Consider the following 26,252-nt stretch of genomic DNA (forward strand, 5'->3'; position numbering starts at 1 on the left):
TAAGTAGAGAATTGGAGGAAGAATATAATGAAAGGTGTTATTCTAGCAGGTGGAACCGGCTCTCGACTTTATCCTTTGACTAAAGTTACCAACAAACATCTTCTTCCTGTAGGAAAGTACCCAATGATTTTCCATGCTGTTTATAAGTTAAAGGAAGCTGGAATTCATGATTTCCTTGTAGTAACAGGAATTGAACATATGGGGGATGTTGTAAGCTTATTGGGAAGCGGTCGCAGCATGGGGATAAACTTTACGTTTAAAGTACAGGATGAAGCGGGTGGAATCGCACAGGCTCTAGGGCTCGCGGAACAATTTATCGGAGATGACCAAATGGTCGTTATTCTTGGAGATAATGTATTTTCTGATGAAATTACTGCTTATGTAGAGGATTTTAAAGAGCAGCAGAAGGGTGCCAAGATTTTATTAAAAGAAGTACATGATCCACAAAGATACGGTGTCCCAGAATTAGAGAATAACCGAATTGTTTCCATAGAAGAAAAACCCAATTCCCCCAAAAGCAGCTATGCAGTGACAGGGATATATATGTACGATAGCACTGTATTTGAGATTATAAAAACACTTAAACCATCTAGGCGTGGTGAACTCGAAATTAGCGACGTTAATAATGTCTATATAGAAAGAAATCAATTGACATATGACATCCTAAAAGGATGGTGGACGGATGCGGGCACTCACGCTTCCTTATCTATTGCTAATGAATTAGCAAAAGAAATTAAGCTCCATGATGAATTTGGTAAAATAAAGCAGTAAGAGGGCGAACCAGTGAAGGTTATCGAAACGAAGTTATCCGGTGTCTTTATTATAGAACCCAAGGTTCATGGCGATCACAGAGGTTACTTTATGGAAAGCTACAATATTCAAACCTTTGAACCTTATCATTTGAATTATTCGTTTGTTCAAGATAATGAATCTCTTTCACAAGAGGCTGGGACCATTCGAGGGTTTCACTATCAACTGAATCCTAAGGCCCAAACTAAATTAGTGAGGGTTATTTCCGGGGCTATCTACGATGTTGTTATTGATTTACGTAAATCATCCACGACCTATGGAAATTGGTTAGGGTTTATTCTAAGTGATTCGAATAAACGTCAACTTTTGGTTCCAAAGGGTTTTGCTCATGGATTTTGTACATTAGTTCCAAATACCAGGGTTTTTTATAAAGTGGATGATTATTATTCTCGGGAGTTTGACAGAGGTATTTTGTGGAACGATCCCTCACTAGGCATCGATTGGCCCACATCCAAGCCTATTCTTTCGGAGAAAGATCAAGGACTTCCTCTTCTGAAGGATGCAGATCTTAACTTTGTGTAACGGAGGCATAATATTGAAGCTTTTAGTCACAGGTGGAGCTGGTTTCATCGGGAGCAATTTCATCAGCTACATGTTGGACAAACATACGGAGTATGAGATCATCAATCTAGATGTGTTGACCTATGCCGGAAATTTAGAGAATCTTCATTTTTTAAAAGATCATCCTCGATATATGTTTATTAAAGGTGATATTTCTGACTCAGAGCTAGTAACGGATGTTTTCGGCAAAGGGATAGATGTGGTTGTAAATTTTGCCGCTGAATCTCACGTGGATCGAAGTATTTTAGATCCAAGTCTATTTGTCAAAACGAATGTAATGGGTACACAAATTTTGTTGGAAGCTGCAAAAAAATTTAAAGTAACGAAATTTGTACAGGTTTCGACGGACGAGGTTTATGGTTCTCTTGGGCCGACAGGACTTTTTACCGAAGAAACTCCGCTGTCACCCAACAGCCCATATTCGGCAAGTAAAGCTGGAGGGGATTTGTTGGTGCGGGCATATCATGAAACGTTCGGGCTGCCTATCAATATCACTCGATGTTCCAATAACTATGGACCGTATCAATTTCCTGAGAAACTTATACCTTTGATCATTACCAATGCATTGAATGATATCCCCCTTCCTGTTTATGGGGACGGGTTAAATATTCGGGATTGGCTGTATGTGGAAGATCATTGTAGTGCTATTGATTTAGTAATTCATAAAGGCGTTAATGGAGAGGTTTATAACATAGGAGGAAATAACGAGCGGACTAATCTTGAAATTGTAAAGACCATTCTAGAGGAAATAGGTAAGCCGAAATCTTTAATTACTTATGTGGAAGACAGACCTGGGCACGACCGCCGGTACGGCATTGATGCTACAAAAATTTCTAGAGATTTAGGCTGGGTACCAAACCATTTCTTTGAAAAAGGAATTAAGAAGACGATCCAATGGTATTTAGACCATCAAGAATGGTGGGAGAGAATTAGGTCAGGCGAGTATCGGACTTATTAAGACATACAATATGGATCCCGAATAAAAGGGGAATGACACAGCATGCGAATTCTCGTTACTGGAGCCAATGGGCAATTGGGAAAGGATTTAGTAAAAATCTTAGGAGACATCCATGAGGTTTATGGATATGATCGTCTTGCTTTGGACATCACAAGCCCTGTTCAATGCAAGAGTGTTATAGGTAAGGTTCATCCGGATGTTGTGATTCATGCAGCGGCTTACACTGCTGTTGATTTAGCAGAAACAGAAGAAGACGAAGCTTATAAGATCAATGCCTTTGGTACAAGAAATTTAACTGCCGCGGCGGAAGAATTGGGGGCTAAGTTCTGTTATATCAGTACGGATTATGTATTTGATGGAACAACCTCCACGCCGTACAAAGAATTTGATCAAACCAATCCTCAAAGTGTTTATGGGAGGTCCAAAAGAGCGGGAGAACTACTGGTGCAATCGTTATCTTCCAAATATTTTATTGTAAGGACCTCTTGGGTGTATGGGATTCATGGCACTAATTTTGTAAAAACGATGCTGAACCTATCTAAAGAGCGAGATACACTAAAAGTAGTCAATGACCAAATCGGCTCTCCAACGTATACTGTTGATTTATCTCGGTTTATCGCCCAACTGGTTGAAACCGAATGTTATGGTATATACCATGCATCCAATTCAGGTGCTTGCTCTTGGTATGACTTTGCTTGCGCCATTTTTGAGGAAAGTGGGATTTCTATGATTTTACAACCTTGCTCAACGGAAGAGTTTCCGCGGCCTGCTCCAAGGCCTAAGTATTCAGTCATGGATCACTTGTCTATAAGAACCAATGGATTTAAAGACTTTCGGAATTGGCGCGAAGCATTGCGTAACTTTTTGAAAGAATTGAAGGGATAATCCAATGGAAACGGTAAGCGTTCATATTGTCACATTTAATAGCGAAATCTACATTCACAGTTGTCTTGAATCCATCTTCCAACAAACGTATCCGATTCGCAATGTGATTGTTGTAGATAATCATTCTACGGATCGGACAAGGGAGATCTTAGCGAATTACCAGGATCGCATTGAAATCATACTTAACTCCTCGAACAAAGGGTTTGCCCCCGCACATAATCAGGCAATTCAATGTTCTTCATGTGATTATTACCTCGTCCTCAACCCGGATATCCGACTTGATCAAGACTATGTTTCTCATTTGGTAGAAGCATTGAATACACAACCTGAAGCGGGAAGCTCCACGGGTAAACTACTGAGTCAGAACGAATTAGGGAAACTCGACAGTACAGGCTTAACCATAAACCGTGCACGTCGTGCATTTGACCGGGGGCAAAATGAACCGGCAAACCAATGGAGCAAGCCTTCCGAAGTCTTTGGTGTTTCGGGTGCCGCGGGGCTATATTCGAAGAAAATGGTTGAGGATATCAGTATCGATGGCGAGTTTTTTGATGAGGATTTTTTTGCATATAAAGAAGATGTAGATGTATCTTGGCGTGCCCAACTTATGGGATGGAAGGCATATTATGAACCAAAAGCATTAGCCTCTCATGAACGTGGCTGGAAATCAGGGAAACGTATGGATCAGCCCCTCTTTGTACGCAGACTCTCTTACATTAATCGATACAAAATGATACTGAAGAATGATCGTTTCGGATACGTTTGTTTGCATCTTTTCCCCTTGTTATTCTTTGAAGCACTTAGCTTTGGCTATACATTGCTGAAAGAACCCGGGCTGCTTCCTATATGGGGCGATTTCTTCAAGAAGCTTCCCCACCTATTGAATAAAAGAAAGCAGATCCAAGCTAAACGAAGGGTGCGCTTGGAACAGGTCTATCAATGGTTTGTTAAAACATGATGTACGATCATGCCCCCATAGATGGAGATACGGCGTTAACACAAAAAGCACTTAAAGACCATTTTGGCCTTAAGTGCTTTATGCTAAACAATTTGAGTTTTTCTCCCCATAATTGGAATGCGCCCTATTGAATAATACTCATATTCCAATTCAGCCATTCTCTGCAAATCGAAGCAATTCCGTCCGTCAAAGATGATGGGCTGTTTGACTCGATTTCTAATTTCTGAAAGGTTCATGTTCTTGATATCGAACCATTCGGTTAATATAAATAAGGCGTCTGCATTATGAGCCGCTTCTTGGATAGAAGCCGCGTATCGAACTTCCTTCCTTAGCCATTTCCTCGCATTGTCAATAGCTATTGGGTCGTAGGCTACGACTTGGGCGCCAGCTTCGATTAGCTGATCCGTTACCGCTATGGAGGCGGCCTCCCGCATATCATCCGTATCAGGCTTAAAGGCTAGTCCCAGCACCGCAACGTTCAGTCCTTTCAATGAACCAAAACGCTCTTTGGCCTTTCGTACAAGCAGTTCCTGCTGTTTGTTATTCACATCTATAACTGCCTTTAATAAATCAAATTCGTGCTCGACGTTTCCTGCTATTTGTATGAGTGCTTTCGTATCCTTTGGGAAACAAGAACCTCCATAACCGATACCGGCTTTGAGAAATTGGCTGCCAATACGCCGATCCATCCCCATACCTCTCGCAACATCCTCCACGTTCGCATTAAGCTTTTCGCAGAGACTTGAAATTTCATTGATAAAACTGATTTTGGTAGCCAAGAATGCGTTGGAAGCATATTTAATCATTTCGGCGCTGCAGGTGTCAGTTTTAAAGATCGGAATTCCGAAAGGACGATTGATTTCTTCAAGGATAGCTGCAGCTGCGTCATTATCCGATCCAATAACGATCCGGTCCCCGTGGAATGCGTCATAAACCGCACTGCCTTCACGCAAAAATTCAGGATTGGATACTACATCAAATGGGACTTCATTCTCTCTGTACTCCAAAATCATTCTGCGGATCCGGTCGTTCGTTCCGACAGGTACAGTACTTTTGGTTACCACTACCACAAATTCACGCAATTGCCTGGCGATATTAATGGAAACTTCATCTACATATTGCAGATTGGCAGTACCGTCAGCTTTTGGAGGGGTTCCAACGGCAATGTAAATAGCTTTCGCATCACGGAAGCCTTGCTTGTGATCTACCGTGAAGGATAACCTTCCGTTTTGAATATTTTTGAGCATTAACTCTTCTAAGCTAGGCTCATATATAGGGGATTGACCTGCGCGCATCATTTCAATTTTTTGCGAATCGATGTCAATACAAGTGACCTCGTGTCCGATTTCGGAAAGACATACTCCGGTCACCAAGCCTACATAACCAGTCCCTACTACGGCGATTTTCATTTGAACCTCCAGTTATTAATGTGTGACCTTGTTATTAGCAAGAATTTCGGTCAAGTATTTCAATACTTCCTCCCTTAAATCTTCTCGTCTAAGGGAAAAATCTACCGTAGCTTTGATAAAACCAACCTTATCCCCTACATCGTAACGGATACCTTCAAAATGATATGCCAGAACCGCTTGGCATTCGTTAAGACGATTTATGGCATCCGTCAATTGGATTTCACCATCGGCTCCGGGGTTCTGATTCTCCAAGATGTCAAAAATTTCAGGACGAAGCACATAACGTCCCATAATGGCGTAACGAGAAGGTGCAGCGTTTCTTTTAGGTTTCTCTACTAGGGATTCGACATGAAGTAGACCAGTTTCTACAGGGCTTCCTTTCGGAGCAATAATACCATATTTCGAAACGTCTTCAACCGACACCTCTTGAACTCCTACAACAGAGGAATTATAACGTTCGAAGACGTCGATAAGCTGTTTAAGGCAAGGCTTTTCGGCTTCTACAATATCGTCGCCGAGCAGTACGGCAAAAGGCTCGTCACCGATAAATGAACGGGCGCATGAAATGGCGTGGCCAAGCCCGCGAGGCTCCTTCTGGCGGATATAATGGATGTTAGCCATTTCCGCAATGGAGCGGATTTCGCGGAGTTTTACTGTTTTGCCCTTGCGCTCCAATACATGTTCAAGTTCATAGGATTTATCAAAATGATCCTCAATAGCCCGTTTCCCACGCCCACTGATAATCATGATGTCCTCTATTCCGGAGGCCACTGCTTCTTCAATGATATATTGAATTGTTGGCTTATCTACGATAGGAAGCATTTCCTTAGGTTGAGCCTTAGTTGCAGGTAAAAAGCGTGTACCCAACCCGGCTGCAGGGATAATAGCTTTTCTGACTTTTTTCAACAAAGGTTCCTCCTACTTTTGTTATATGATTTATTATACATTTTTCCCAGATGAAAAAAATAAAAAATTCTCACATCATGTCGAAACAATAAAATCTTTTCAAAGCGACATAAAAATTATTTTTATATAATTAAGGAAAAAATAGAAATTTTTATTTAAATTATACTATTTTCAAGTCGGTTTAAGTTTTAGGACGTACCTTTAAATAGTTTTCATGTTATAATAATGGCTATCAACTATTCACTGGAGTATTTTATGGACTTAAGTATTATTATTGTTAATTATAATACATGTGAGCTAACATTGAATTGTTTAAAGTCTGTTTACGAATCTCAAACGAGCTATCGTTTCGAAGTGTTATTAATCGATAACCATTCTCAGGATGCCTCTGTTAGTGAAATAAAGAAACATTATCCTGAGGTCAGGTTGTTTTGTAATAATGAAAATGTAGGCTTTTCCAGAGCTAATAATCAGGGTATACGTGTTGCAAAAGGAACGTATGTACTTCTGTTGAACTCCGATACCGTAGTTCAAACAGATACATTTCAAAACATGATCGATTTTATGGAACAGCACCCGCGTGTTGGCGCAGCAGGCTGTAAAGTCGTGCTGCCCGACGGTTCTTTAGACAAAGCGTGCCGCCGCGGGTTCCCTACACCCTCGGCATCCTTTTATTATGCCTTTGGGATATCAAAATGGTTTCCTAACAACCCGAAGTTCAATCAATACCAGCTGAGCCATTTAGACCCGGATAAAGATTATCCTGTGGATTGCTTAGTTGGTGCTTTTATGATGGTACGCAAAGAGACCATTGATCAGGTGGGCATGCTGGATGAGGATTTTTTTATGTATGGCGAAGACATCGACTGGTGTTATAGAATAAAAGAGGCTGGCTGGGAAATCCATTACTATCCTTATACTCAAATCGTTCATTATAAAGGGGCGAGCAGCCGCCGGAAGCCCTTTAAGATTATATATGAGTTCCATCGTGCGATGTACTTATTTCACAGGAAACATTACCGTCGCAAGTATTCGTTATTTATTAATAGTATGGTGTACATTGGTATAGGATTGAAATTGTTGATATCGATCATATTAAATCGTTTTGGATCTGTGAGGTGAGTAAGGAATGATCAGGCGAAGCCAAGGTTTTTTGTCTCAAATTTATTCGCTGGCCGATTTTGTATGTATACAGCTCATGTTCTTATTTTCATGGTGGCTAAAATTTGAGAGCGGCTGGATCCCTTACGAGAACCCGCTGCCTATTCAAACCTATGCTCTTTGGAGTCTGGTCTATGGTGGTGTGGCCATATTCCTCAGCTACTTTGTGAATTTCTACACGCCGAAGCGTAAGAAAAGATTCTCTTACGAGTTATTTACGATCATTCAAGTATATACGATCAGCTTATTAATCTTATTAAGCTTTCTGTTTATTTTTAAGGAGCTGGATATTTCCCGTTCCTACTTACTGCTTTTCTTGGTCAATACGATTTTGGCCATCAGCTTTTATCGTTATGTACTGAAGTTTTCCTTGAAGCACTTCAGGGAAAAGGGCTTTAACCGTCAGTTCGTCCTGATCTTGGGTGCTGGTTCGATCGGAAAGAAGTTTTACAAAAATCTGCTGCAGTATCCTGAGCTTGGCTATGAAGTGGTTGGTTTTCTCGATGATTACCATGAGCTGCATGAGCCTGCGTATAAGCATTACAAGCCCATTCTAGGGCGAGTAGATGAACTTGAACCAATGTTAAGTACTGTAACCATCGATGAAGTGATTATTGCTCTCCCCTTGGACGCTCATCACAAGTACGGTAAGATCATTAATGTTTGTGAAAAAGCGGGAGTCAAAACACTGATTATTCCCGATTATTTTGATTATTTACCGTCACGACCTTATTTTGATAACTTTGCCGGAATGCCGCTCATTAATGTTCGTGACATTCCTTTGGATGAATTTCGCAACCGTTTCTTAAAACGCACCTTTGATATTGTTTTTTCATTAATCGCTATAATGCTTACATTACCTTTATTGATTGTAATTACGGTTGGTATTAAATTAACTTCGCCTGGCCCGATTATTTTCAAACAAGAACGGGTAGGCTTCAACCGAAGAAACTTCATGATGTATAAATTTAGATCGATGAAAATTCAGACGGAGAAATCATCGGATACCGAATGGACGGTGGAAAATGATCCGCGAAAAACGAAGTTTGGGTCATTCTTACGTAAAACCAGCTTGGACGAGTTACCGCAATTTTTTAATGTGTTATTTGGGCATATGAGCGTTGTTGGCCCAAGACCTGAAAGACCCTACTTTGTAGAGCAGTTCAAAGAAGAAATCCCTAAATATATGGTGAAGCACCATATCCGTCCAGGAATCACTGGCTGGGCGCAGTCCAACGGGCTGCGCGGTGACACATCCATAGAAGATCGCATTAAGCACGACATTTTTTATATTGAGAATTGGACATTCTTGTTTGATATCAAGATCATTCTCAAAACGATTATCAACGGCTTCATTAATAAGAATGCTTACTGACCTCATAAATTAATTTAAATCCAAATCCTATAATCGACCCTTTATAGAAGTCAGCCTGTTGGTAAAAATCAACAGGCTACTTTTATGTCTAATATTTTTTTCCGTGTTAATAAACTTAGGTGGTGATGTTATGCTGTGGGCTACGTCCCTCTTTATTATTTTACAAACAAGCTTTGAAAAACCTCATCTTTTTTGAAGCGTTCCTTTAACTCAGGACAATTGTTTTCTTTAAACTCAATGGTCCAACCCGCTACTTTAGTTCCACAGATCACCGCTTCGCTAAGCTTTAATCCTCTAGCCAACCCCATGACGGTACCGGAAAAGAATGCATCTCCTGCGCCCGTGGAATCTACTAATTTCACTGGGAATACAGGCTGATATCCAGATTCGTTACTCTTGGAATCGTAATAGATCGATCCTTCTTCACCCAATGTGACTACCATGGATGCCAACTTATGGATATCCACGTATTCCCTAAGTTTTTGTATCTTACCTTCTACGTCTAAATCGTTAAACGAGTCGCTAATGATTTTTTCTGCCTCAATGTTGTTGCAAATAAAACAATCCAGTCTTTGGAGAATAGTTGGATTTTTCATAATAACATCCAGATTGCCGGGAATTCCATATACGGGACGATTTACTTGGTCCGCCAGTCTTAATACATTAAGAGTTAAGGTTTCGTTTAGATCGAGTTCCAAAACGATGTGAGTAGAGCGTTTAATGATTTCTTCACCATTTTTTAGAAAAAGATTCTCTAAGGTAGCTAAGTTAGGCATTTGAGAAACGGATCCGGCTAAATCTCCATGTTCATCTAAAATAGCCAACCACATTCCCATGCCTTCACTAGGTGTTGATTTTAAATATTCCGTATTGATTCCCGCTACTACTAGTCTTTTTTTGATTTCCTCACCTAAGCCTGTATCATCTACTGTTGAGACAAAGGCAACGGGAAGTTCTAAATTCACCATGTTTTCGGCAACATTTCTTCCCACGCCTCCATGGACAAATCCAATGGTTCCAAGGTTTCTGCCGGTGGGGTTATAGTTTTGCTGGGCAAAGCCTTTGCAATCAACAAATATCGTTCCTATTACAGACACGAAGGATGTCATCAATTAAATCTCCTTTTAAGAAAAGTAAAAATATATCAACTGTAATTATACAAGATATTAAGGAAATATAAATCTATAAGTGAAGTATTTCCGTGAACAAGCCTAACCTTGTCTGCATAATCGTCCAAGTCCCCACATAGACATGTTATCAAGTTGAGTTTGATTATGTCGTGGAGGGGATGGAGCTATGCGTCGGTTCACGTGGGTGGTGGCCCTTGTGATGATTTGCTTGAGCGTGGTGGTCAGCGGTTGCGGCCTGGTTGGGAAGAAGGATGCGGGTTCGGTTGTCAAGGATTTGGATGGCGTGAGGAGCAAGCTGCAGAGCTATCACGGTAAAGGCAAGATGACGCTGAATACGGGGCAGGAGCCGCAGGAGTATGATGTAGAGGTTTGCTACATGGAGCCTTCCTACTATCGGATTGTGCTGACGAATGCGAAGAAAGATATTACCCAGATTGTGCTTCGCAATGATGATGGGGTGTTCGTTCTTACGCCTCATTTGAACAAGAGCTTCCGCTTCCAGAGCGATTGGCCGGAAAATCAGGGACAAGTGTACTTGTACCAGTCGCTTGTGGACAGTATTCTGATGGATAATGAACGCCAATTTACGTCCGATGAGCAGTCATATGTCTTCGATGTGGTAGCGAACTATCAGAACGGATCGCTCGCACGGCAGAAGGTGTGGCTCGATAAGAAAAATTATGCGCCGCAGCACGTCGAGGTGTCGGATGCGAATGCGAATGTCATGGTGATGGTGAAGTTTGATGTGTTTGAATTCGGAACGAAGTTTGAAAAGGATCATTTTGACATGCAGCGCAACATGACGAGCTGGAACCTGATGACACAGCCGACGATGGCGCATCACGGTGAAACAAAAGATGGAGCGGCGGATGAGAGTCAAGGCGCTTCGACGAATGGAAGCGGAGCAAAAGGTACAACTTCAGGTACGAGTAAGGATGCGGCCAAGCAGCAGTCGTTCGGTATTATTCAGCCGAACTATATGCCGAGCGGAGTGAAAAAGCAGGACGTGACGGAGCTGATGCTGGGTGAAGATAAGGCAGTGATGCTGCGTTACTCAGGGGCCTACAATTACACATTGGTGGAATCGCGTCCTGTAACGAAGACAGTGACCAATCTGCAGGGAGACATTTTGGACCTCGGATTTACGCTCGGCGTGATGACGGGGGATGCCCAAAAGACGCTGACCTGGACGTATGACGGAGTGGAGTTCCGTTTGTCGACTGCAGATTTGCCGGAAACGGAGATGATTAAGGTCGCACAGGCTGTTCAAGGGGAAATGGGGAAATAAATGGATACGGACTAAAGTACGCCCTGTAGGAGAACCCTGCAGGGCGTACTTTGCTGAAATCATATTTGCCTATTCTGTTAAAAATCCGTGATATCGTTGACAGGACGAGGCCAAACGGATTAACATAGTTCTATTCAGTATAGGGAAGCTCTTCCCCGATTGGGGTGGCTTCCCTTGCCTTTGTCAGACTTAAGAAGAAGGTGGACCTTGTGGATTCGTTTTACCGGCCGACGCGGGTAGAAATTTCGCTTGATGCACTGCGTCACAACCTGGAGGAGTTTCGTAGAGTACTTCCTGAGCATGTAAGCATGATGGCCGTCGTCAAAGCGGATGCGTACGGACACGGCGCCGTGGAGGTTTGCCGGGAGGCGCTGAGCAGCGGCGTGGAATATATTGCTGTAGCTTTTTTGGACGAGGGCCTGGAGCTGCGGCAAGCGGGGATTACGGCGCCAATTCTGGTGTTGGGCTATACGCCGCCTGAAGGGCTTCAGACGGCCTGGGAGAACGACATTACATTAAACATATACACGCACGAATTGTTGGATGCCTGGGAGCGTATAGGGCCCAAGGAACGTCCGCTGAACATTCATATTAAGATCGATTCGGGCATGAACCGGCTCGGATTAACCGAAGAGCATGAAGCGATCGGATTGATCAAACGCGCGATGCAGGTTCCAGGCTTGAGGGTAGAAGGGTTGTTCACCCATTATGCTTGCGCAGATGAGACGGACAAGAGCTGTACGTTGGAGCAGCATGGCCGTTTTGAACGGGTCGTGGAGCATTTCGGGCGTCAAGGGATCCGATTTCCATGGGTGCATGCGGGCAACAGCGCCGCGGCAATCGATACGCCGAATTTAACGTTTAACATGGTGCGGCTCGGTATCAGTATGTACGGCTTGTACCCATCGGAGGAAGTCAATCATCAACGTGTGCAGCTGCAGCCGGTGTTGAGCATCAAATCAGGCGTGGTCATGGTTAAAAAGGTGCCATCGGGCGAAGGCGTCAGTTATGGTGCGATTTATCGGACGGAAGGCGAAGAGACGATTGCGACGCTGCCGATTGGATATGCGGACGGATTCTCGCGGATGCTTACAGGTAAAGCTGAGGTGCTCATCAAAGGAAAGCGCGTGCCGATTGTAGGAAGAATTTGTATGGATCAATGTATGATGAATGTGACGGGGCTTACCGATATATCCATAGAGGAAGAAGTCGTCATTCTGGGAAGCCAAGGGGATGAGCGAATCACGGCTGAGGAGCATGCGAGCTGGCTAGGAACAATCAACTATGAAATTATCTGCATGATTTCGCACCGCGTTCCAAGAGTATATATCAAGGATGGGCGCGTAGCGCATGCGGTCAATCCGCTGCTCCGGCATGTGTGGGAGCGATCGGAGTGACGGGTGCATTTTCCAGTTGAATTTTTCAACAGGTTGAGAGGATTTTCATGTTTTTCCGCGAATATGTATAGTTAATACTCTGTGGACGCCAATGGGTATAACATATTTGCTATACCTCGCGCATATATTGATTTTGTATATTTTAACTGGGATTTTGCCATAATGGAAATAGGTTTTTGTATGTTTTTGGGGGTGCATATTCAGGTGGCAGGTGCGCATAACACGAAGCGAATCATGATCAGTTTGCCGGATCACTTGCTGCAGGAAGTGGATTTTCTGGTGGAGAAGGAGAATTCCAACCGCAGCGAGTTTATCCGTCAGGCAATGAAGCTGTATTTGATGGAGCGAAAGAAGAGGCATTTGCGAGATTCGATGCAGCGCGGCTATATGGAAATGGCTAAGATCAACCTACACATGGCCTCGGAAGCATTTCAGGCGGAGGAAGAAGCGGATGACACGCTCGACCGTCTTGTAAGCGGGGTGTAACGATTGATTGTCAAACGTGGCGATGTTTTTTTCGCGGATCTATCACCGGTCGTGGGTTCTGAGCAGGGCGGTATTCGGCCTGTTCTGATTATTCAGAATGATATCGGCAATCGCTTCAGTCCCACGGTGATCGTGGCAGCGATTACAGCACAGATTCAGAAGGCCAAGCTGCCGACGCACGTGGAGATTGACGCGGAAGCGCACGGTTTTGACAGGGATTCGGTCATTCTGCTCGAACAGATCCGTACGATCGATAAGCAGCGATTAACGGATAAAATCACGCACTTGGATGAAGAAACCATGCGCAAGGTCGATGAAGCTTTGCAAATCAGCGTTGGACTGATTGAGTTTTAAAAGTGCTGACGAGACGGGGGTGCGTATGCCCTCGTTTTTTCGTTTGTTGGACATGGAGAGGAGAGACAGTGGATGGTAAAAGAGCAAGCGGTGCAAGTAGGGGAAGAAAAAACCAAGGTAGAGCTGACCATGGAGATGAAGGCGGCGATTCAGGAGCGGATTCTAAAGCAGATCGCTTCCGAGCTTCAGATATCGGCAAGCCGCGTCAAGACGACTGTCGGACTTCTGGACGAGGGGAACACGATTCCTTTTATTGCCCGATACCGTAAAGAAATGACGGGGGAGCTGGATGAGAATCAGCTTCGCGATATAGAGGAGCGCTTGACATATCTGCGCAATCTGGAGGATCGGAAGCTGGAGGTTGTTCGTTTGATCGACGAACAGGGGAAGCTGACGGACGAGCTTCGGGCAGCTATTGAGCAGTCAGCGAAGCTTCAGGAGGTTGAGGACCTTTACCGGCCGTACAGGCAAAAGCGCAAGACGCGGGCAAGCGTGGCCAAGGAGAAGGGGCTTGAACCGTTGGCGGAGTGGATTATGGCTCAGCCGAAGCAGGGCGATTTACTGGTTGAAGCTTCAGCGTATATTAGCGAGGAGAAGGGTGTCCAGACGGCTCAGGAAGCCGTGCAGGGAGCAATGGATATTATCGCTGAGCAAGTCGCGGACGAAGCGAAAATCCGGGCTTGGGTGCGCCGATACACGTTCGATCAGGGCGTGCTTCGCACGGAAGCGAAGGATGCGCAGCAGGAGTCCGTCTACGAAATGTACTATAGCTACCAGGAGCCGGTTCGCAAGCTGCCGCCTCACCGCATTCTGGCGGTTAACCGCGGGGAGCGGGAGGATGTGCTGAAGGTGACGCTGGACGTGCCTGTCGAGCGTATTCATGAATACATAGCGAAGCAAATAATCAAAGGGCCGTCGGTGGTCCGGGATACGCTGCTGGCTGTCATAGAGGATGCGTATAAAAGGCTATTGTCCTCATCGATTGAGCGGGAAGTGCGCAACGAGATGACGGAGAAGGCGGAGGAAAAAGCGATCGAGGTGTTCGCGGAGAACCTGCGCAATCTGCTGCTGCAGCCGCCGATTAAAGGCAAGGTGGTACTTGGCGTGGATCCGGCCTTCCGGACAGGCTGTAAGCTCGCGGTGGTGGATGACACGGGCAAAATGCTGGAGATCGCCGTCACCTACCCAACCCCTCCGAACAATAAGGTTGCCGAAGCGAAGGTAATCTTCGGGCGTCTGATTGACAAGTACGGCGTGCAGTTGATTGTCATCGGTAACGGGACGGCTTCCCGTGAAACGGAGCAGTTCGTAGCGGATCTGATCAGTGAGCTGAAAGGGCGGAAGCTGGAATATTTGATCGTGAATGAGGCCGGAGCGAGCGTGTACTCGGCCTCGAAGCTGGCGCAGTCTGAGTTCCCAGAGCTGGATGTGGCGGAGCGCAGCGCAATCTCAATTGCCCGGAGGCTTCAGGATCCGCTGGCGGAGCTCGTAAAGATCGAGCCGAAAGCGATCGGCGTAGGGCAGTACCAGCACGATGTGACGCAAAAAAGGCTCGATGAAAGCCTGACCTTTGTTGTCGAATCTGCTGTGAACCATGTCGGCGTGGACGTGAACACAGCGTCTCCGTCACTGTTGTCCTATGTGTCGGGTGTGAACAGCACGCTGGCCAAAAACATTGTGAAATACCGGGATGAGAACGGGAAATTCGAAAGCCGGAAGCAGCTGCAGAAGGTGCCGCGGCTTGGAGCGAAGGCGTTCGAGCAGTGCGTAGGCTTCCTGCGTATACCGGAAGGAGACAATCCGCTCGACAATACACCCATCCATCCGGAGTCATATGACGTGGTGGATAAGCTGTTCCGTGAGCTGAAGCTGGAGTTGTCTCAGCTTGGCAGCGCTGAGCTGAAAGAGATGCTCAGCAGGTTGGATCCGCAAGAGCTGGCCTCGAAGCTGGATGTTGGTGTGCCGACCATGCGTGATATTCTCGATTCGCTGCAGCGTCCTGGCCGTGACCCGCGTGAGGAGCTGCCTGCGCTGATTTTCCGGACGGATGTGCTGCAGATAGAGGATTTGGCACCAGGGATGGAGCTGAAGGGAACGGTACGCAACGTCATCGATTTCGGTGCGTTCGTCGATATCGGAATCAAAAACGATGGGCTTGTCCATATTTCACAGATGAGCGATTCTTTCGTGAAGCACCCGATGGATGTCGTATCCGTGGGTGATGTGGTGACCGTATGGGTACTCAACGTGGATGTGAAGAAAGGCCGCGTCGGTTTGACGATGAAAAAGCCTTCTTAAGAAAATAATAGAGCATAGGCCGGAGGCAAGGGATTTCGCTTGATGAATATGGCGAAGCGAGACCCTTTCGACTGGCATATGCTCTATTCACTTTATTATGGAGATATTCAATGAAGCTGGGATTCCGTGGAGTGCGCATCAGGTTTACGCGTCCGGTAAAAGAACCAGCAATCGTTAAGCAAACGGATTTGCCGGTGGTTTTTGTTGTAAAAAGCGCGCATCAGTTGGTTGCATAGCCACTGTGGCAAGCCGATCAGCCCCTTCCCGTCATGCTGCTGTACATCTTTAGCATATGGTGGAAGGGGCTGAGGGGTGCAGGTCCTCATGAATTAAGCAAGGTCTTCTTCCTCTTCGTACCACTGCTCAAGCTGAGCTTGAAGCGCACGAATTTCCGTAAGGAGGGAAATCAGAGGGTACTCCTTTTCCTGCTCCTGAAGGGCAGAGAAGGTTTTCTCGAGTCTGTTGATGTAATCCAGGCCATGCTGCAGCTTATGTGCTGGATGGACGATCTCAAGCTGCTCGAATTCCGCAATAAATACCGGTAACGCCGGTTTGGACGGGATGGTTAGCTTGTCAAGCTCTTTATGCAGCCTTTGATTGAGTGCGGCCAATTGGTACATATGAGTTGTTGGCATTTCGACGAATTCCAATTGGTCGTTATGTTGAAGCAATGCATGTTTCATTTTGGGCATAGGAAGGCAATCTCCTCTCATAAAATAAGACGCTGGACGTTGTAAGGTCGTATGCTGCGTCGGGTGTGCCCTGAGTATACGATTCATGATTCCTACTTGACAGTGTAGCCTAACCTGAGGTTACAATTCAAGTGAGAAACGAAAGAGAGACAGAGAATAAAGGATGGGAAAAATCGATGGATGACCGGCAGCTCCAGCTGTGGGTGGAGCAAATATCGCTGTCGTCGTTTGGGCTTCCTTTTCAACACCGTGCTCGGTTTAACCGGCGGCTGCGTTCTACAGGTGGGAGATATTTTACCCGAACGCATGATATTGAGATCAGTTGGCTTCAGTACGAGCAGTTCGGCGAACAAGACGTGGAGAAGATCATCAAGCATGAGCTGTGCCACTACCATTTGCATCTGCGGGGAAGGGGCTATCAGCATCGGGACATGGACTTTAAACAGCTGCTTGCCAAAGTGGGCGGAACGCGCTACTGCAGGTCGCTGCCCCAGACGCTGCAGCGCAAGGAGCCGTATCGGTACAAGCTTGTATGTGTGAGCTGCAAGGCAGAGTATCTGCGCAAAAGAAAGGCCGATCCGAAAAAATACGTGTGTGGACATTGCAAGGGCAAATTGAGACTGCTCGCACTTGACTTGGAACACCATTCATGATAAATTAAAAATTGTCGTTCCCTGATAGCTCAGTTGGTAGAGCACTCGACTGTTAATCGAGTTGTCACAGGTTCGAGTCCTGTTCGGGGAGCCATACTTCATTTTGGAGAGATACCCAAGTGGCTCAAGGGGACCCTCTGCTAAGGGGTTAGACTGCGTAAGTGGTGCGAGGGTTCGAATCCCTCTCTCTCCGTATATGATACACAAAAGAAACCGCCGAAAGGCGGTTTTTTGTATTATACGGAAATTGGAGAGAATTCGATCCCGAGAAAAGATTCGCCGCGGAGTCTCGCGTGAACAAGGCAAGAAAACTATGTTTCCATACAACACCTGCTTTCCGACCCTAATCCCCAGTTTTCACCCTAATCCGCCCATTAATTCGACAGACTCCCACCATATGCCTGCTCAGCCTACGAACCTTGGTTAGACCAATTGTCTTGCTTGTCGCGGTCTGTATACCGCAGTATAGAAAAAGTTGTTTCATTTTTCTCTCTAACGGTTAATTGATATATTGGATTCCAGTTTATAAGGAGGGGAATATGTAACCTACAATTACACATTAGAGGGGAGGTTTTATTGTTAATGAAGCGAAATGTTACTGAAGAGTATTACTGCTTTAAATGTAAAAGAATTGAAAAGGTCAAAGATGCCTCCATAGTTTTTAAAACAGGATTCAAAAGATTAGAGTTTCAAGATTATCGAGCAGGTTATTGCGCTTTAAGTCCAAACAACCAGCATGATTGAAGAACCTTCGACTCGATAAATCCGATCCGACTATAGCTTACATTTCTTAAGATAAGGAGGCTTATATTTAAGCTCTCTTCTCTAAGATTCAAATTAGTCCAATTTAGTTAATTAATTCTATCCCTAAACAGAAGGAAGGAAAATTATATTTCTTATTCTGAGAATGGACTAGATAAGTTGAGTAATGAGGATCTAATTGTCGTTTATTTAGATGCAAAGAATCTCACGCTTGATGTTGATTTTATCAACCTGCTGTTAGTTGAAATTAAAAAACGACATCTAGTACCCGTTTAAAAAAGAGGGCCTAATAAGGTCCTCATCCCGGATCTCGAACTCCTGAATTATTTCCCTTACGATCTATCCAGCGCTTGAATCTGCCCCTGCATTACCGGCTTCATGTCCGCCAGCCCCGGCAGCTCGAACAAGAGCATGTTTTCTCCAAATCAAGCGCTGGATGTACTCCTGCCCGCGACATATTATCCGCTAATTCCGATCTTACGAACGTATTCAAAGCCATTTTCACCATGTTTAAACTCATCACACATTCGCGAGACCAATCTCCGATCATCCCATACGCCAAAACACCCGAATTTCCAAGCCATTTCGTGTATTATTTTTTGAAGTTCATGGCCGCAATCCGACAGACAGCGGCGGAAGATGTAGGGTATGATTGTGAAGGGTTCTGATCATTTCGATCATCTTGTCGATATCGTGCACATTTGCAGTTCTAGAAGGACTGAGAGCATATCTCTATAGATGTCGGTAAGTCGATTGCCCGGGAAATATGATCGCAGATGTCGATAATCAAAAAGTTGCTTCTTTTTGTTGATATCAAGAATAAGCATGACTTTTTGTCGTCTTGCCCCAAGGCTATGAATCAGGATCAGCGAGGCTTGCATCTTATTATTTATTTCGCCAACTTTTTATTGCAGCTTACAAGGATTTGAGTCCCCAAGAACCTCCTCTTCCGAAAAAAAGTGCCGAAAAAAGTGCGGAACAAATGTTGAAAAAATATCTTGTCAACCTCTTGGAATTCGGCTATAATAACAATTGTCGCTTAAAAAGGCGGCGGAATTCAATGCAGCATGGCCCGTTGGTCAAGGGGTTAAGACACCTCCCTTTCACGGAGGTAACAGGGGTTCGAATCCCCTACGGGTCATCCTTTAAACAAACCTGCGGTTGTGGTGGAATGGCAGACACGCTATCTTGAGGGGGTAGTGGGCGTACGCTCGTGGAGGTTCGAGTCCTCTCAACCGCATACCTACCAACCAATAAGCCTGGTGGTCCCAACGGATCATCAGGCTTATTTTTTGTATTTAGCACGTTTTTTAAATCGGGGAAGGATTTTTGGAGGCTGGGGCTCAGATATATTATTCTTATCGAATGGACGTAGGGGCTGATGTATTTCCGCCGCCACTGACCCTGATGCGCTTGGAAACCACGAGAGCCGGTACGGTCAATCGTTCGTTGGCGTTATTGCTCATCCAGGTGTATAGCCTCGGCCTATTATATACAAGATAATTCCTGCAATGATCGTTGGAGTTAGAGTAAACATGATCGAAAATATCGGCGGCGGACCACCGAAAGAGCCTCTAAACGGATCACCAAAAGAGATCATCCCAACCCACTCCCCATGTTGAAATCGTCTATACGGTTTAAAATCGTTTCGCTGGCGGGGTGTTTTATGTTTTAAATATTTTAGAGCGTAAAAGAGAATGTGGGTAAGATCATATCCGAGCTGTATGAAAATCGAGAATGGATCGTTGTCCATTGTCCCCACTTTACTCCTGCTTGAGAAGGAGATATAATGGAACTCATATTCGCGGTTGTGGTGGAATGGCAGACACGCTATTTTGAGGGGGTAGTGGGCGTACGCCCGTGGAGGTTCGAGTCCTCTCAACCGCATATTACATGAACTTCGAGAACCCTGGGGAGCCAAGGGTTCTTTTTTTTAGAGCACATTATTAACTGGTTCAGCATATAAATCAGACATGCCTTGATGGGAGCTGGTTTGTTTGCTGTACCATAAAATCGCCGCACTCATTGCGGGAAGTTTATTGATCGCGGTCGGTGTGAATTGTTTTCTGATGCCATTTAAGGTGTTGGACGGAGGAATCATCGGAATTGCTCTCATCATGAACTATTTATTCAAGGTTCAAGTGGGACTTGTTATTATTTTATGCAGTATTCCCATCTTTACATTGGCTTGGTTTTATTGTCGTGAACTGGTTTACAACAGTTTGCATGGGATGCTGCTGTCCTCTTATTTGATCGACTTGCTGGAACCATTCCATTATTATTTCATCTATTATGTGAAATTGAGCCCATGGAGCAGTGCTGTCCTTGGGGGCCTGATTGTTGGCGTAGGTATCGGAATCATGCTGAGATACGACACCAGCACAGGGGGGACGGATTTGTTTGCTCAATTTCTTTCTCGCTACGTCCCTTTTAATGTGGGAGTCATCATCTTAATGTTGGATACCGTGATCGTTAGCTTTGGAGGACTTCTCTTATCGGCAGAGACCTTTGTTCTATCCATTATTACGATATCTGTTGGAGGGATGGCCACAACCCTTTGTACGCTCAAATAAAACGTACAGCTGGCTTGGGTTGACAGACACTCCCCCATGTCAGGGAGAGCTCTGTGTGGAGAAAGCTATAAACGCAGCAAGGCTTGCCGCTCGGCCTGCGGTCTGCAGGATTTGCATACACCGATCACTCTGCCTCGGCCTGAATAAAAGGACAGCTCCTTAGAGGGAACCTTCTTTTTGCAGTAAGAGCAGCTTTGCTTGGACAAGGGCAGTTTGCTATGGCCGGGACGAATGTGCGGCGGTCGGCTGCGTTTCATTCTGAAGGCGAACCAGGCGGCAGCAGCAGCGATCACAAGGATGAGCGCATACAGAAGGTTTTTCTCTTGATCACCGAACATGTTGTCCTCCCCTCATTGTTGGACCGTTGATGGACATGACTTCCCAACCCACTATTTCGCTAAACGGGGCTGATTCCCTTTTTTCGGGTGTGTTGTCTGCTCTTCGGTTTTCTAGTATACTGAACCCATCTTACATTATGAATGAAGGGGATGCGAATATGCAGCTGAATGGGGCATTGAATGCGATCTCGAGCGGTGACGCTTTGAAGCAAGCGGTCGGGATTACGCTGCTCAGCAAAATGAAGGATACGCAAACCGAGCAGATGGCAGTGATGCTGCAGGATTTCGCTGCTGCGCAGCATTCGTATTTAGGCAAGAGCCTGGATATTCGAGTATAACATAGAACGTACATAAGATGTTGGAAACCAGAGGATCGATACATAAGGTGAAGAGTTGGTTTAAAGCCGCGTGCCTTGACTTCGTTTGCGTCACATAGTCAAGACAAAAGCCTGTCAGATGGTTTGGCGGGCGGCATCTGGCTAGAGGCGCTGAACGGAGGTCAAGAAGCCTGCGGTTTTTTCGCGTTCTGATCCGGAGTAAGATAGGGAAGGCTTACAGTAAACGATTGAAGGCAGAAGTCTACAAGGAATGCCGACGATCCAAGGCGGCTGAAAGGTTTAGTGTAACAAAATATGCCTCATCAACCGATAAAAAAGGAAAGAGATAGGAGGTTTCACGATTCATGAGAAAAACTAGCAGCCCTGTGTGGCGCAAGCTCGTGCTTCTGGTTTCATTCACTCTTTTGCTGTCGTTACTGCCGGCGCCTGCTTTAAGTGCGGACAGCGGCTTCAGGGATGTAGATCCACAGCGTTACGCTTGGGCGATAAGCTCCATTCGTCAGATGACGGACAAGCAGGTGTTGACCGGATATCCCGATGGTCTGTTTAGGCCCGGCCAAACGATCAGCAAAGCAGAGTGGACGGTGATGATCCACCGTTTGTTTAATAAGTACCGCCCCAATCAGTATGCCGTGGGAATGGAGAAAATCAGCTATTTTACGGACGTGCCAACGCTGCACTGGGCACATCGGCCCATTACCGATATCTATGATGCTTCCTTTCGGATCGGCGGTTACGGTGTAAGCCGAACGGGGGATCTGGCCTTCCGGCCCGATCAAGCAATGAGCCGATTGCAGCTTGCGCAGATGCTCTATTCCTTCTTTAATTCGCGGTTGATGGACCGCCGGCTGAGTGAAAACGATGTGTGCGCTGTATTGATGGAATTTAAAGATGTCCCTGTGAGGCTGTTTACGGACGCGGCAGAATATGATTCCGCTCAAGCCGATGGACGATACGAAGCGGGAGGCTTGATGGACATCGAAAGCACCAATGTATATCCGTCCCTCTTTCTAGGCAATCATGCCAGCAACTGTAAGTTCGGAGACGACTTGCTCTCGAATGTGCAATCTACGGCGCTGATCAGTCTAAAGGCTAACGGCATCATGACACCGAACGACGATGGATACTTCCGGCCGAAGGACCGGGTAACCCGTGCGGAGGCGGTGACGATTCTTGAACGGATTTACAACTATCTTAATAATAATGGCTTACTCTCGGATTATACGTCGGTTGATCTCAAGGCTTCTGGTTCAAGTGGCGGTTTAAGCGGAACGGGCGGGGGATCGCCCACATCAGGAGGCGGCTCCTTCAACAACAATCCGAGCAGCAATGTCATCGTTCCGCCGAACCCTGGCGGGGGAGCTGGAAGCGCGGGCAGCTCAGGCGGCGTGAATAACCCAAACCCGGAGTGGTCGGATAAATCGGTGATCCGTGTAACGGATTATTTTAATGATCAGGGGATTATCGTGAAGAACGTGAAGCTGTCCGGGGAAATTGAGACGGCGGTTCAGCCTAACGGGAAAAACTACTTGACCATCGATCTGAAGTCGCAGGAGAAGGTTGATCTGTACATTGTTTTGGACGGGCGCGTGGGCTTCGTCAAGCAAGAGGAGCTGCCGCTTACTTTGCCTTTGAACGGCATTGGGATTGTGGGTATCCGTTCGCAAAAGCGGGATATGAATTCGCCGCGGACAACCGAGTACAACGCCACTTTGAGTGTGGGCTTGTACGACGAGGATCCGGGAACCGGAAAAAAACGGAAGTAGTCTGGGAAGGCTTCCTTACCCTTGGGGGAATGGAGGCCTTTTTGCCGAGTACTAGGCCCACACAACAAAAATCCCTCTCAGGCAGCGGAGAGGGATGGCAAGGACGTTTTACTGAAGCAGATGCTTGTAGGCGGTGTAGTCGATTTGTTTTTTGTCGAGGAAGGAAGTCAGGCTCTTGTAATCGCGTTTCGGCGTTGCGAGAATGTAACCCTTGATGCAGTGATCCTGCGTGACTTCAGTAGCCTTATCCTCCAGGGCCACTTGTCCGATTTGGGCGGCGATGGAGTGCCTGGCGATGTCGCGGAACGGCGTGGGAACCGGTTCAACGAGTATTTCGAGGAAGGCTTTGGATTCCTCGGTCCATAGATGGCGGGATGACTCGACATAGTGATTTTGCCAGTCGAGCTTGGATTTGCCGTCATTTCCCATTGGAAGCACCTTCAAAAATTTACGGAACATAAAATAGCCGCCGACCGACATGAAGAACAGCAGCACAAACACCCAAAACATAATAAACCACATAAACCCCGAAGGCGGGGCGGAACTGGATAAGAACATCGTACATTTCACCTCGCTTCCATTATACCTCAAACTTGGGCTGCAGGAAAACGGCTGCCGAGGACGGTTAGGGGGCTTTTTTGCAAGAGAAACATTTCCTATCCTAGATTTCCGGAAGCAATCCTAGTAAAATAGAGAGATGTGATATGAAAAGGAGTGAATCCCGGTCATGGTCAAAATCGGATCGCACGTATCATTTTCAGATAAAGGACTGTTAAATGCTGCGAAAGAAGCTGCTTCATACGGGGCCGGCACGTTTATGATTTATACGGGAGCGCCGCAGAATACGCGCCGCAAGCCGATCGAATCGCAATTTATTGAAGAAGGCAAAGCCCTGATGGACAAGCACGGGATTGGCGAAATTATCGTGCATGCTCCCTATATTATAAACTTAGGGTCGTATAAAGAGGACACATTCGAGCTGGGAGTTCGTTTTCTTCAGGAAGAAATTCGCCGAACGGACTATATAGGCGTGAAGCAGATTGTGCTGCACCCTGGCGCTTACACGGACAAGGATGCTGAATTTGGTATTGCGCGTATCGCTCAAGGGTTGAATGAAGTGCTGGCAGGCGTGAAGGACACGGGTGTGAATATCGCGCTGGAGACGATGGCTGGCAAAGGGACGGAAATCGGCCGCAGCTTCGAGGAGCTGGCGCAGATAATCGAGAAGGTGGAGGACAATAGCCGCCTGACGGTGTGCCTCGATACATGCCACGTGAATGATGCGGGCTACGATATCGTGAACGACCTCGACGGCGTGCTGGAGAAGTTCGACAACGTGATCGGCCTGGACCGTATTGCGGTTGTTCATCTGAACGACAGCAAAAATCCGGTAGGAGCGGGTAAGGACCGCCATGCCCCTGTAGGCGCAGGTTGGATCGGATTCAACGCGATGAACGGCGTGGTTCATCATGAGAAGCTGAAGCACCTGCCTTTTATACTGGAGACTCCTTGGATCGGCAAGCTGGATAGCTCTCAACGCCCGATGTATGAGGCGGAGATCGCCCTGCTTGGCGGAACCGTGAAAGAACGGTTCGGAGATGTGTTTCTCTCGGATGTGGAGAGATTGGCGCACTTTTTCTCGAAGCAGGAGCTGGATCCGAGATCGTACGTGCTCCAGACTTGGGGAGTGCTGAAGACAGATGCCAAAGCCAAGAAAGCGGATGGCCGCGAGCCGATGGAGCGTCTCTATGACATGGTTGTTGCAGAAGGCTTATTCCCTGAGTTAACCGAAGAGCAGATTAATCACCGCTTGACCGCGTGGTTTGCCGGCGAGCTATTGTTTGCCGCCGTGTAATACGGGTCAGTCATATGAAGGAGTAGAAAAAGTAATGGTTCCCAAAATCAGCCCTAAATCAAAAAACGCAGATTTGCAGAATCGCGCACGCATGCTGGTGTCCTGTCCAGACAGGCCGGGTATCGTGGCTGCCGTTTCGCGGTTTTTGTACGAACATGGCGCCAATATCGTTCAATCCGACCAATATACGATGGATCCGGAGGGGGGTCTGTTCTTTATTCGGATCGAATTCGATCTGGACCGTTTGGACGAACGCCGTGAACAGCTCAAAGTCGAATTCGCCAAGGTAGCAGAAGAATTCGAGATGAAATGGAGCATCACACGAGCAAGCCGCAAGAAGCGCCTGGCGATCTTTGTTTCCAAGGAGGACCATTGTCTGCTGGAGCTGCTCTGGCACTGGCAGTCGGGCGATCTTGATGCGGATATTGCGATGGTCATCAGCAATCATAACGACATGCGGGAGCTTGTGGAGTCGCTCGGCATACCGTATCATCATATTCCCGTGACGCCGGACACCAAAGCCGAGGCGGAGAAGCGTCAGCTTGAGCTGGTGGCCGGTCAGGTGGATGTGGTCATACTGGCCCGCTACATGCAGATTATCTCTCCGAAGTTCATCGAGTATTTTCCGAATCGTATCATTAATATTCACCATTCGTTCCTCCCGGCCTTCATCGGCGGTAAACCGTATGCCCAGGCCTATAACCGCGGCGTAAAAATCATTGGTGCTACGGCCCACTATGTCACTGAGGAGCTAGATGGCGGACCGATTATTGAACAGGACGTGCAGAGGGTAAGCCACCGCGATAACGTGGATGACTTGAAGCGTATCGGACGTCATATCGAAAGAACCGTGCTGGCGCGGGCCGTGGATTGGCACGTAGAGGATCGCGTCATTGTACATCAAAATAAAACAGTAGTGTTCAGCTAGAATCGATTGCTTGAAGGGCTCGAATGCCTGAATGCAGCGTAAGTGAAGGTCGACACGTCTTCTTTGGAAAAAGAGGACGGTCGGTCTTCTTTTTTTTGGACTTATGGCCTGACAACGACGATGCGTAGATTGGACGGGATAGTACAACAGAACAAATGTTAAATAAACTAACATAATAATAAAAATAAATTAGCAAAAAGCGTGATAAAAATAATTTAGAATCGTGTAAAAACGAACATTTATCATTTTTTTTAAAATATTGTTCGTAAATTTTAAAAAAAATATCCCAAAAAACAAGTTATTATAGAATAAACTATTGTATAATACGGATTTATCGTGTATATTGGTTTTACATAAAAACAATGTTATAT

27 protein-coding genes and 5 tRNA genes are annotated in these 26,252 nt (G+C 46.0%); 25 read left to right on the forward strand and 7 right to left on the reverse strand.

Annotation, left to right across the window (positions count from 1 at the left end; all coding sequences use genetic code 11):
• The first annotated feature begins 27 nt into the window (after window positions 1-27).
• From JOE45_RS18470 to JOE45_RS18490, 5 genes are read left to right on the forward strand one after another with little or no spacing between them, the layout of a single operon-like run.
• Window positions 28-771: a sugar phosphate nucleotidyltransferase gene (locus JOE45_RS18470; protein WP_210022938.1), complete on the forward strand. Its 744-nt coding sequence runs from the start codon at window positions 28-30 to the stop codon at window positions 769-771.
• A gap of 12 nt (window positions 772-783) precedes the next feature.
• The gene (gene rfbC / locus JOE45_RS18475; RefSeq protein ID WP_210022937.1) at window positions 784-1,332 is read left to right on the forward strand and encodes a dTDP-4-dehydrorhamnose 3,5-epimerase; all 549 of its coding nucleotides are present in this window, start codon (window positions 784-786) and stop codon (window positions 1,330-1,332) included.
• Between the two features lie 13 nt (window positions 1,333-1,345).
• Complete coding sequence (rfbB, locus tag JOE45_RS18480) at window positions 1,346-2,329, forward strand: dTDP-glucose 4,6-dehydratase (RefSeq protein WP_210022936.1); 984 nt, start codon at window positions 1,346-1,348, stop codon at window positions 2,327-2,329.
• A 42-nt stretch (window positions 2,330-2,371) separates the two neighbouring features.
• Window positions 2,372-3,214: a dTDP-4-dehydrorhamnose reductase gene (gene rfbD / locus JOE45_RS18485; RefSeq protein ID WP_210022935.1), complete on the forward strand. Its 843-nt coding sequence runs from the start codon at window positions 2,372-2,374 to the stop codon at window positions 3,212-3,214.
• Between the two features lie 4 nt (window positions 3,215-3,218).
• On the forward strand, window positions 3,219-4,172 hold the full coding sequence (locus tag JOE45_RS18490) for a glycosyltransferase family 2 protein (protein ID WP_210022934.1): 954 nt from the start codon (window positions 3,219-3,221) through the stop codon (window positions 4,170-4,172).
• A gap of 83 nt (window positions 4,173-4,255) precedes the next feature.
• On the opposite strand, the gene JOE45_RS18495 is transcribed toward JOE45_RS18490, so the two are convergent.
• Together JOE45_RS18495 and galU are read right to left on the reverse strand one after the other, a co-directional pair.
• Complete coding sequence (locus JOE45_RS18495) at window positions 4,256-5,581, reverse strand: UDP-glucose dehydrogenase family protein (RefSeq protein ID WP_210022933.1); 1,326 nt, start codon at window positions 5,579-5,581, stop codon at window positions 4,256-4,258.
• 15 nt (window positions 5,582-5,596) lie between these two features.
• Window positions 5,597-6,487, reverse strand: coding sequence for a UTP--glucose-1-phosphate uridylyltransferase GalU (gene galU / locus JOE45_RS18500; protein ID WP_210022932.1), 891 nt, complete (start codon window positions 6,485-6,487; stop codon window positions 5,597-5,599).
• A 255-nt stretch (window positions 6,488-6,742) separates the two neighbouring features.
• Between galU and JOE45_RS18505 the strand changes: the two genes are divergently transcribed.
• Together JOE45_RS18505 and JOE45_RS18510 are read left to right on the forward strand one after the other, a co-directional pair.
• Window positions 6,743-7,609 carry a glycosyltransferase family 2 protein gene (locus tag JOE45_RS18505; protein WP_210022931.1) on the forward strand — a complete coding sequence of 289 codons (867 nt, stop codon included), beginning with the start codon at window positions 6,743-6,745 and terminating at the stop codon, window positions 7,607-7,609.
• A gap of 7 nt (window positions 7,610-7,616) precedes the next feature.
• Window positions 7,617-9,023, forward strand: a complete 1,407-nt coding sequence (locus JOE45_RS18510) for an undecaprenyl-phosphate glucose phosphotransferase (RefSeq protein WP_210022930.1) — start codon at window positions 7,617-7,619, stop codon at window positions 9,021-9,023.
• 155 nt (window positions 9,024-9,178) lie between these two features.
• Here the strand turns inward: JOE45_RS18510 and JOE45_RS18515 are convergent, their stop codons facing one another.
• Window positions 9,179-10,132, reverse strand: coding sequence for a carbohydrate kinase family protein (locus JOE45_RS18515; RefSeq protein ID WP_210022929.1), 954 nt, complete (start codon window positions 10,130-10,132; stop codon window positions 9,179-9,181).
• A 187-nt stretch (window positions 10,133-10,319) separates the two neighbouring features.
• Here JOE45_RS18515 and JOE45_RS18520 point away from each other — a divergent pair, with 187 nt between their 5' ends.
• The 5 genes from JOE45_RS18520 (at window position 10,320) to JOE45_RS18540 (ending at window position 15,976) form a co-directional block, all read left to right on the forward strand.
• Window positions 10,320-11,441 (forward strand): LolA family protein, encoded by a 1,122-nt coding sequence (locus JOE45_RS18520; RefSeq protein ID WP_210022928.1) that lies wholly within the window; start codon window positions 10,320-10,322, stop codon window positions 11,439-11,441.
• Window positions 11,442-11,650: 209 nt separating this feature from the next.
• On the forward strand, window positions 11,651-12,838 hold the full coding sequence (gene alr / locus JOE45_RS18525) for an alanine racemase (protein ID WP_210022927.1): 1,188 nt from the start codon (window positions 11,651-11,653) through the stop codon (window positions 12,836-12,838).
• A 204-nt stretch (window positions 12,839-13,042) separates the two neighbouring features.
• Window positions 13,043-13,324: a CopG family ribbon-helix-helix protein gene (locus JOE45_RS18530; protein ID WP_348632607.1), complete on the forward strand. Its 282-nt coding sequence runs from the start codon at window positions 13,043-13,045 to the stop codon at window positions 13,322-13,324.
• 3 nt (window positions 13,325-13,327) lie between these two features.
• Entirely contained in the window at window positions 13,328-13,678 is a 351-nt protein-coding gene (locus JOE45_RS18535; protein ID WP_010494553.1) for a type II toxin-antitoxin system PemK/MazF family toxin, read from the forward strand.
• A 72-nt stretch (window positions 13,679-13,750) separates the two neighbouring features.
• Complete coding sequence (locus JOE45_RS18540; RefSeq protein ID WP_461479622.1) at window positions 13,751-15,976, forward strand: Tex family protein; 2,226 nt, start codon at window positions 13,751-13,753, stop codon at window positions 15,974-15,976.
• Window positions 15,977-16,083: 107 nt separating this feature from the next.
• Here the strand turns inward: JOE45_RS18540 and cmpA are convergent, their stop codons facing one another.
• Both cmpA and JOE45_RS18550 read right to left on the reverse strand, forming a co-directional pair.
• Window positions 16,084-16,224 (reverse strand): cortex morphogenetic protein CmpA, encoded by a 141-nt coding sequence (cmpA, locus tag JOE45_RS18545; RefSeq protein ID WP_210022926.1) that lies wholly within the window; start codon window positions 16,222-16,224, stop codon window positions 16,084-16,086.
• An 81-nt stretch (window positions 16,225-16,305) separates the two neighbouring features.
• Entirely contained in the window at window positions 16,306-16,668 is a 363-nt protein-coding gene (locus tag JOE45_RS18550; RefSeq protein ID WP_210022925.1) for a hydrolase/acyltransferase, read from the reverse strand.
• Between the two features lie 176 nt (window positions 16,669-16,844).
• On the opposite strand from JOE45_RS18550, the gene JOE45_RS18555 reads away from it, so the two are divergent.
• The 9 genes from JOE45_RS18555 (at window position 16,845) to JOE45_RS18595 (ending at window position 20,656) form a co-directional block, all read left to right on the forward strand.
• Window positions 16,845-17,321 (forward strand): SprT family protein, encoded by a 477-nt coding sequence (locus JOE45_RS18555; protein WP_210023578.1) that lies wholly within the window; start codon window positions 16,845-16,847, stop codon window positions 17,319-17,321.
• Window positions 17,322-17,339: 18 nt separating this feature from the next.
• Window positions 17,340-17,415 (forward strand) — tRNA-Asn (locus tag JOE45_RS18560).
• A gap of 11 nt (window positions 17,416-17,426) precedes the next feature.
• Window positions 17,427-17,514, forward strand: a tRNA-Ser gene (locus tag JOE45_RS18565).
• 389 nt (window positions 17,515-17,903) lie between these two features.
• Window positions 17,904-18,065 (forward strand): hypothetical protein, encoded by a 162-nt coding sequence (locus JOE45_RS18570; protein ID WP_210022924.1) that lies wholly within the window; start codon window positions 17,904-17,906, stop codon window positions 18,063-18,065.
• A gap of 177 nt (window positions 18,066-18,242) precedes the next feature.
• Entirely contained in the window at window positions 18,243-18,359 is a 117-nt protein-coding gene (gene sda, locus JOE45_RS24265) for a sporulation histidine kinase inhibitor Sda (RefSeq protein WP_210022923.1), read from the forward strand.
• Between the two features lie 793 nt (window positions 18,360-19,152).
• Window positions 19,153-19,224: transfer RNA gene (locus tag JOE45_RS18580), tRNA-Glu, on the forward strand.
• Between the two features lie 16 nt (window positions 19,225-19,240).
• Window positions 19,241-19,323: transfer RNA gene (locus JOE45_RS18585), tRNA-Leu, on the forward strand.
• Window positions 19,324-19,887: 564 nt separating this feature from the next.
• Window positions 19,888-19,970 (forward strand) — tRNA-Leu (locus JOE45_RS18590).
• A 110-nt stretch (window positions 19,971-20,080) separates the two neighbouring features.
• Complete coding sequence (locus JOE45_RS18595; RefSeq protein WP_210022922.1) at window positions 20,081-20,656, forward strand: YitT family protein; 576 nt, start codon at window positions 20,081-20,083, stop codon at window positions 20,654-20,656.
• 65 nt (window positions 20,657-20,721) lie between these two features.
• On the opposite strand, the gene JOE45_RS18600 is transcribed toward JOE45_RS18595, so the two are convergent.
• Window positions 20,722-20,994, reverse strand: coding sequence for a hypothetical protein (locus tag JOE45_RS18600; RefSeq protein ID WP_210022921.1), 273 nt, complete (start codon window positions 20,992-20,994; stop codon window positions 20,722-20,724).
• A gap of 158 nt (window positions 20,995-21,152) precedes the next feature.
• Between JOE45_RS18600 and JOE45_RS18605 the strand changes: the two genes are divergently transcribed.
• Window positions 21,153-21,332, forward strand: a complete 180-nt coding sequence (locus tag JOE45_RS18605) for a putative motility protein (protein WP_210022920.1) — start codon at window positions 21,153-21,155, stop codon at window positions 21,330-21,332.
• 344 nt (window positions 21,333-21,676) lie between these two features.
• Window positions 21,677-23,098 carry an S-layer homology domain-containing protein gene (locus tag JOE45_RS18610; RefSeq protein WP_210022919.1) on the forward strand — a complete coding sequence of 474 codons (1,422 nt, stop codon included), beginning with the start codon at window positions 21,677-21,679 and terminating at the stop codon, window positions 23,096-23,098.
• 108 nt (window positions 23,099-23,206) lie between these two features.
• Here the strand turns inward: JOE45_RS18610 and JOE45_RS18615 are convergent, their stop codons facing one another.
• The gene (locus tag JOE45_RS18615) at window positions 23,207-23,656 is read right to left on the reverse strand and encodes a DUF2621 domain-containing protein (protein WP_210022918.1); all 450 of its coding nucleotides are present in this window, start codon (window positions 23,654-23,656) and stop codon (window positions 23,207-23,209) included.
• A gap of 169 nt (window positions 23,657-23,825) precedes the next feature.
• Between JOE45_RS18615 and JOE45_RS18620 the strand changes: the two genes are divergently transcribed.
• Complete coding sequence (locus JOE45_RS18620; RefSeq protein WP_210022917.1) at window positions 23,826-24,953, forward strand: deoxyribonuclease IV; 1,128 nt, start codon at window positions 23,826-23,828, stop codon at window positions 24,951-24,953.
• 34 nt (window positions 24,954-24,987) lie between these two features.
• Window positions 24,988-25,881: a formyltetrahydrofolate deformylase gene (gene purU, locus JOE45_RS18625; protein WP_210022916.1), complete on the forward strand. Its 894-nt coding sequence runs from the start codon at window positions 24,988-24,990 to the stop codon at window positions 25,879-25,881.
• The last annotated feature ends 371 nt before the right edge of the window (window positions 25,882-26,252 follow it).

It is taken from the genome of Paenibacillus sp. PvR098, from assembly GCF_017833255.1.
GTDB lineage: Bacteria > Bacillota > Bacilli > Paenibacillales > NBRC-103111 > Paenibacillus_G.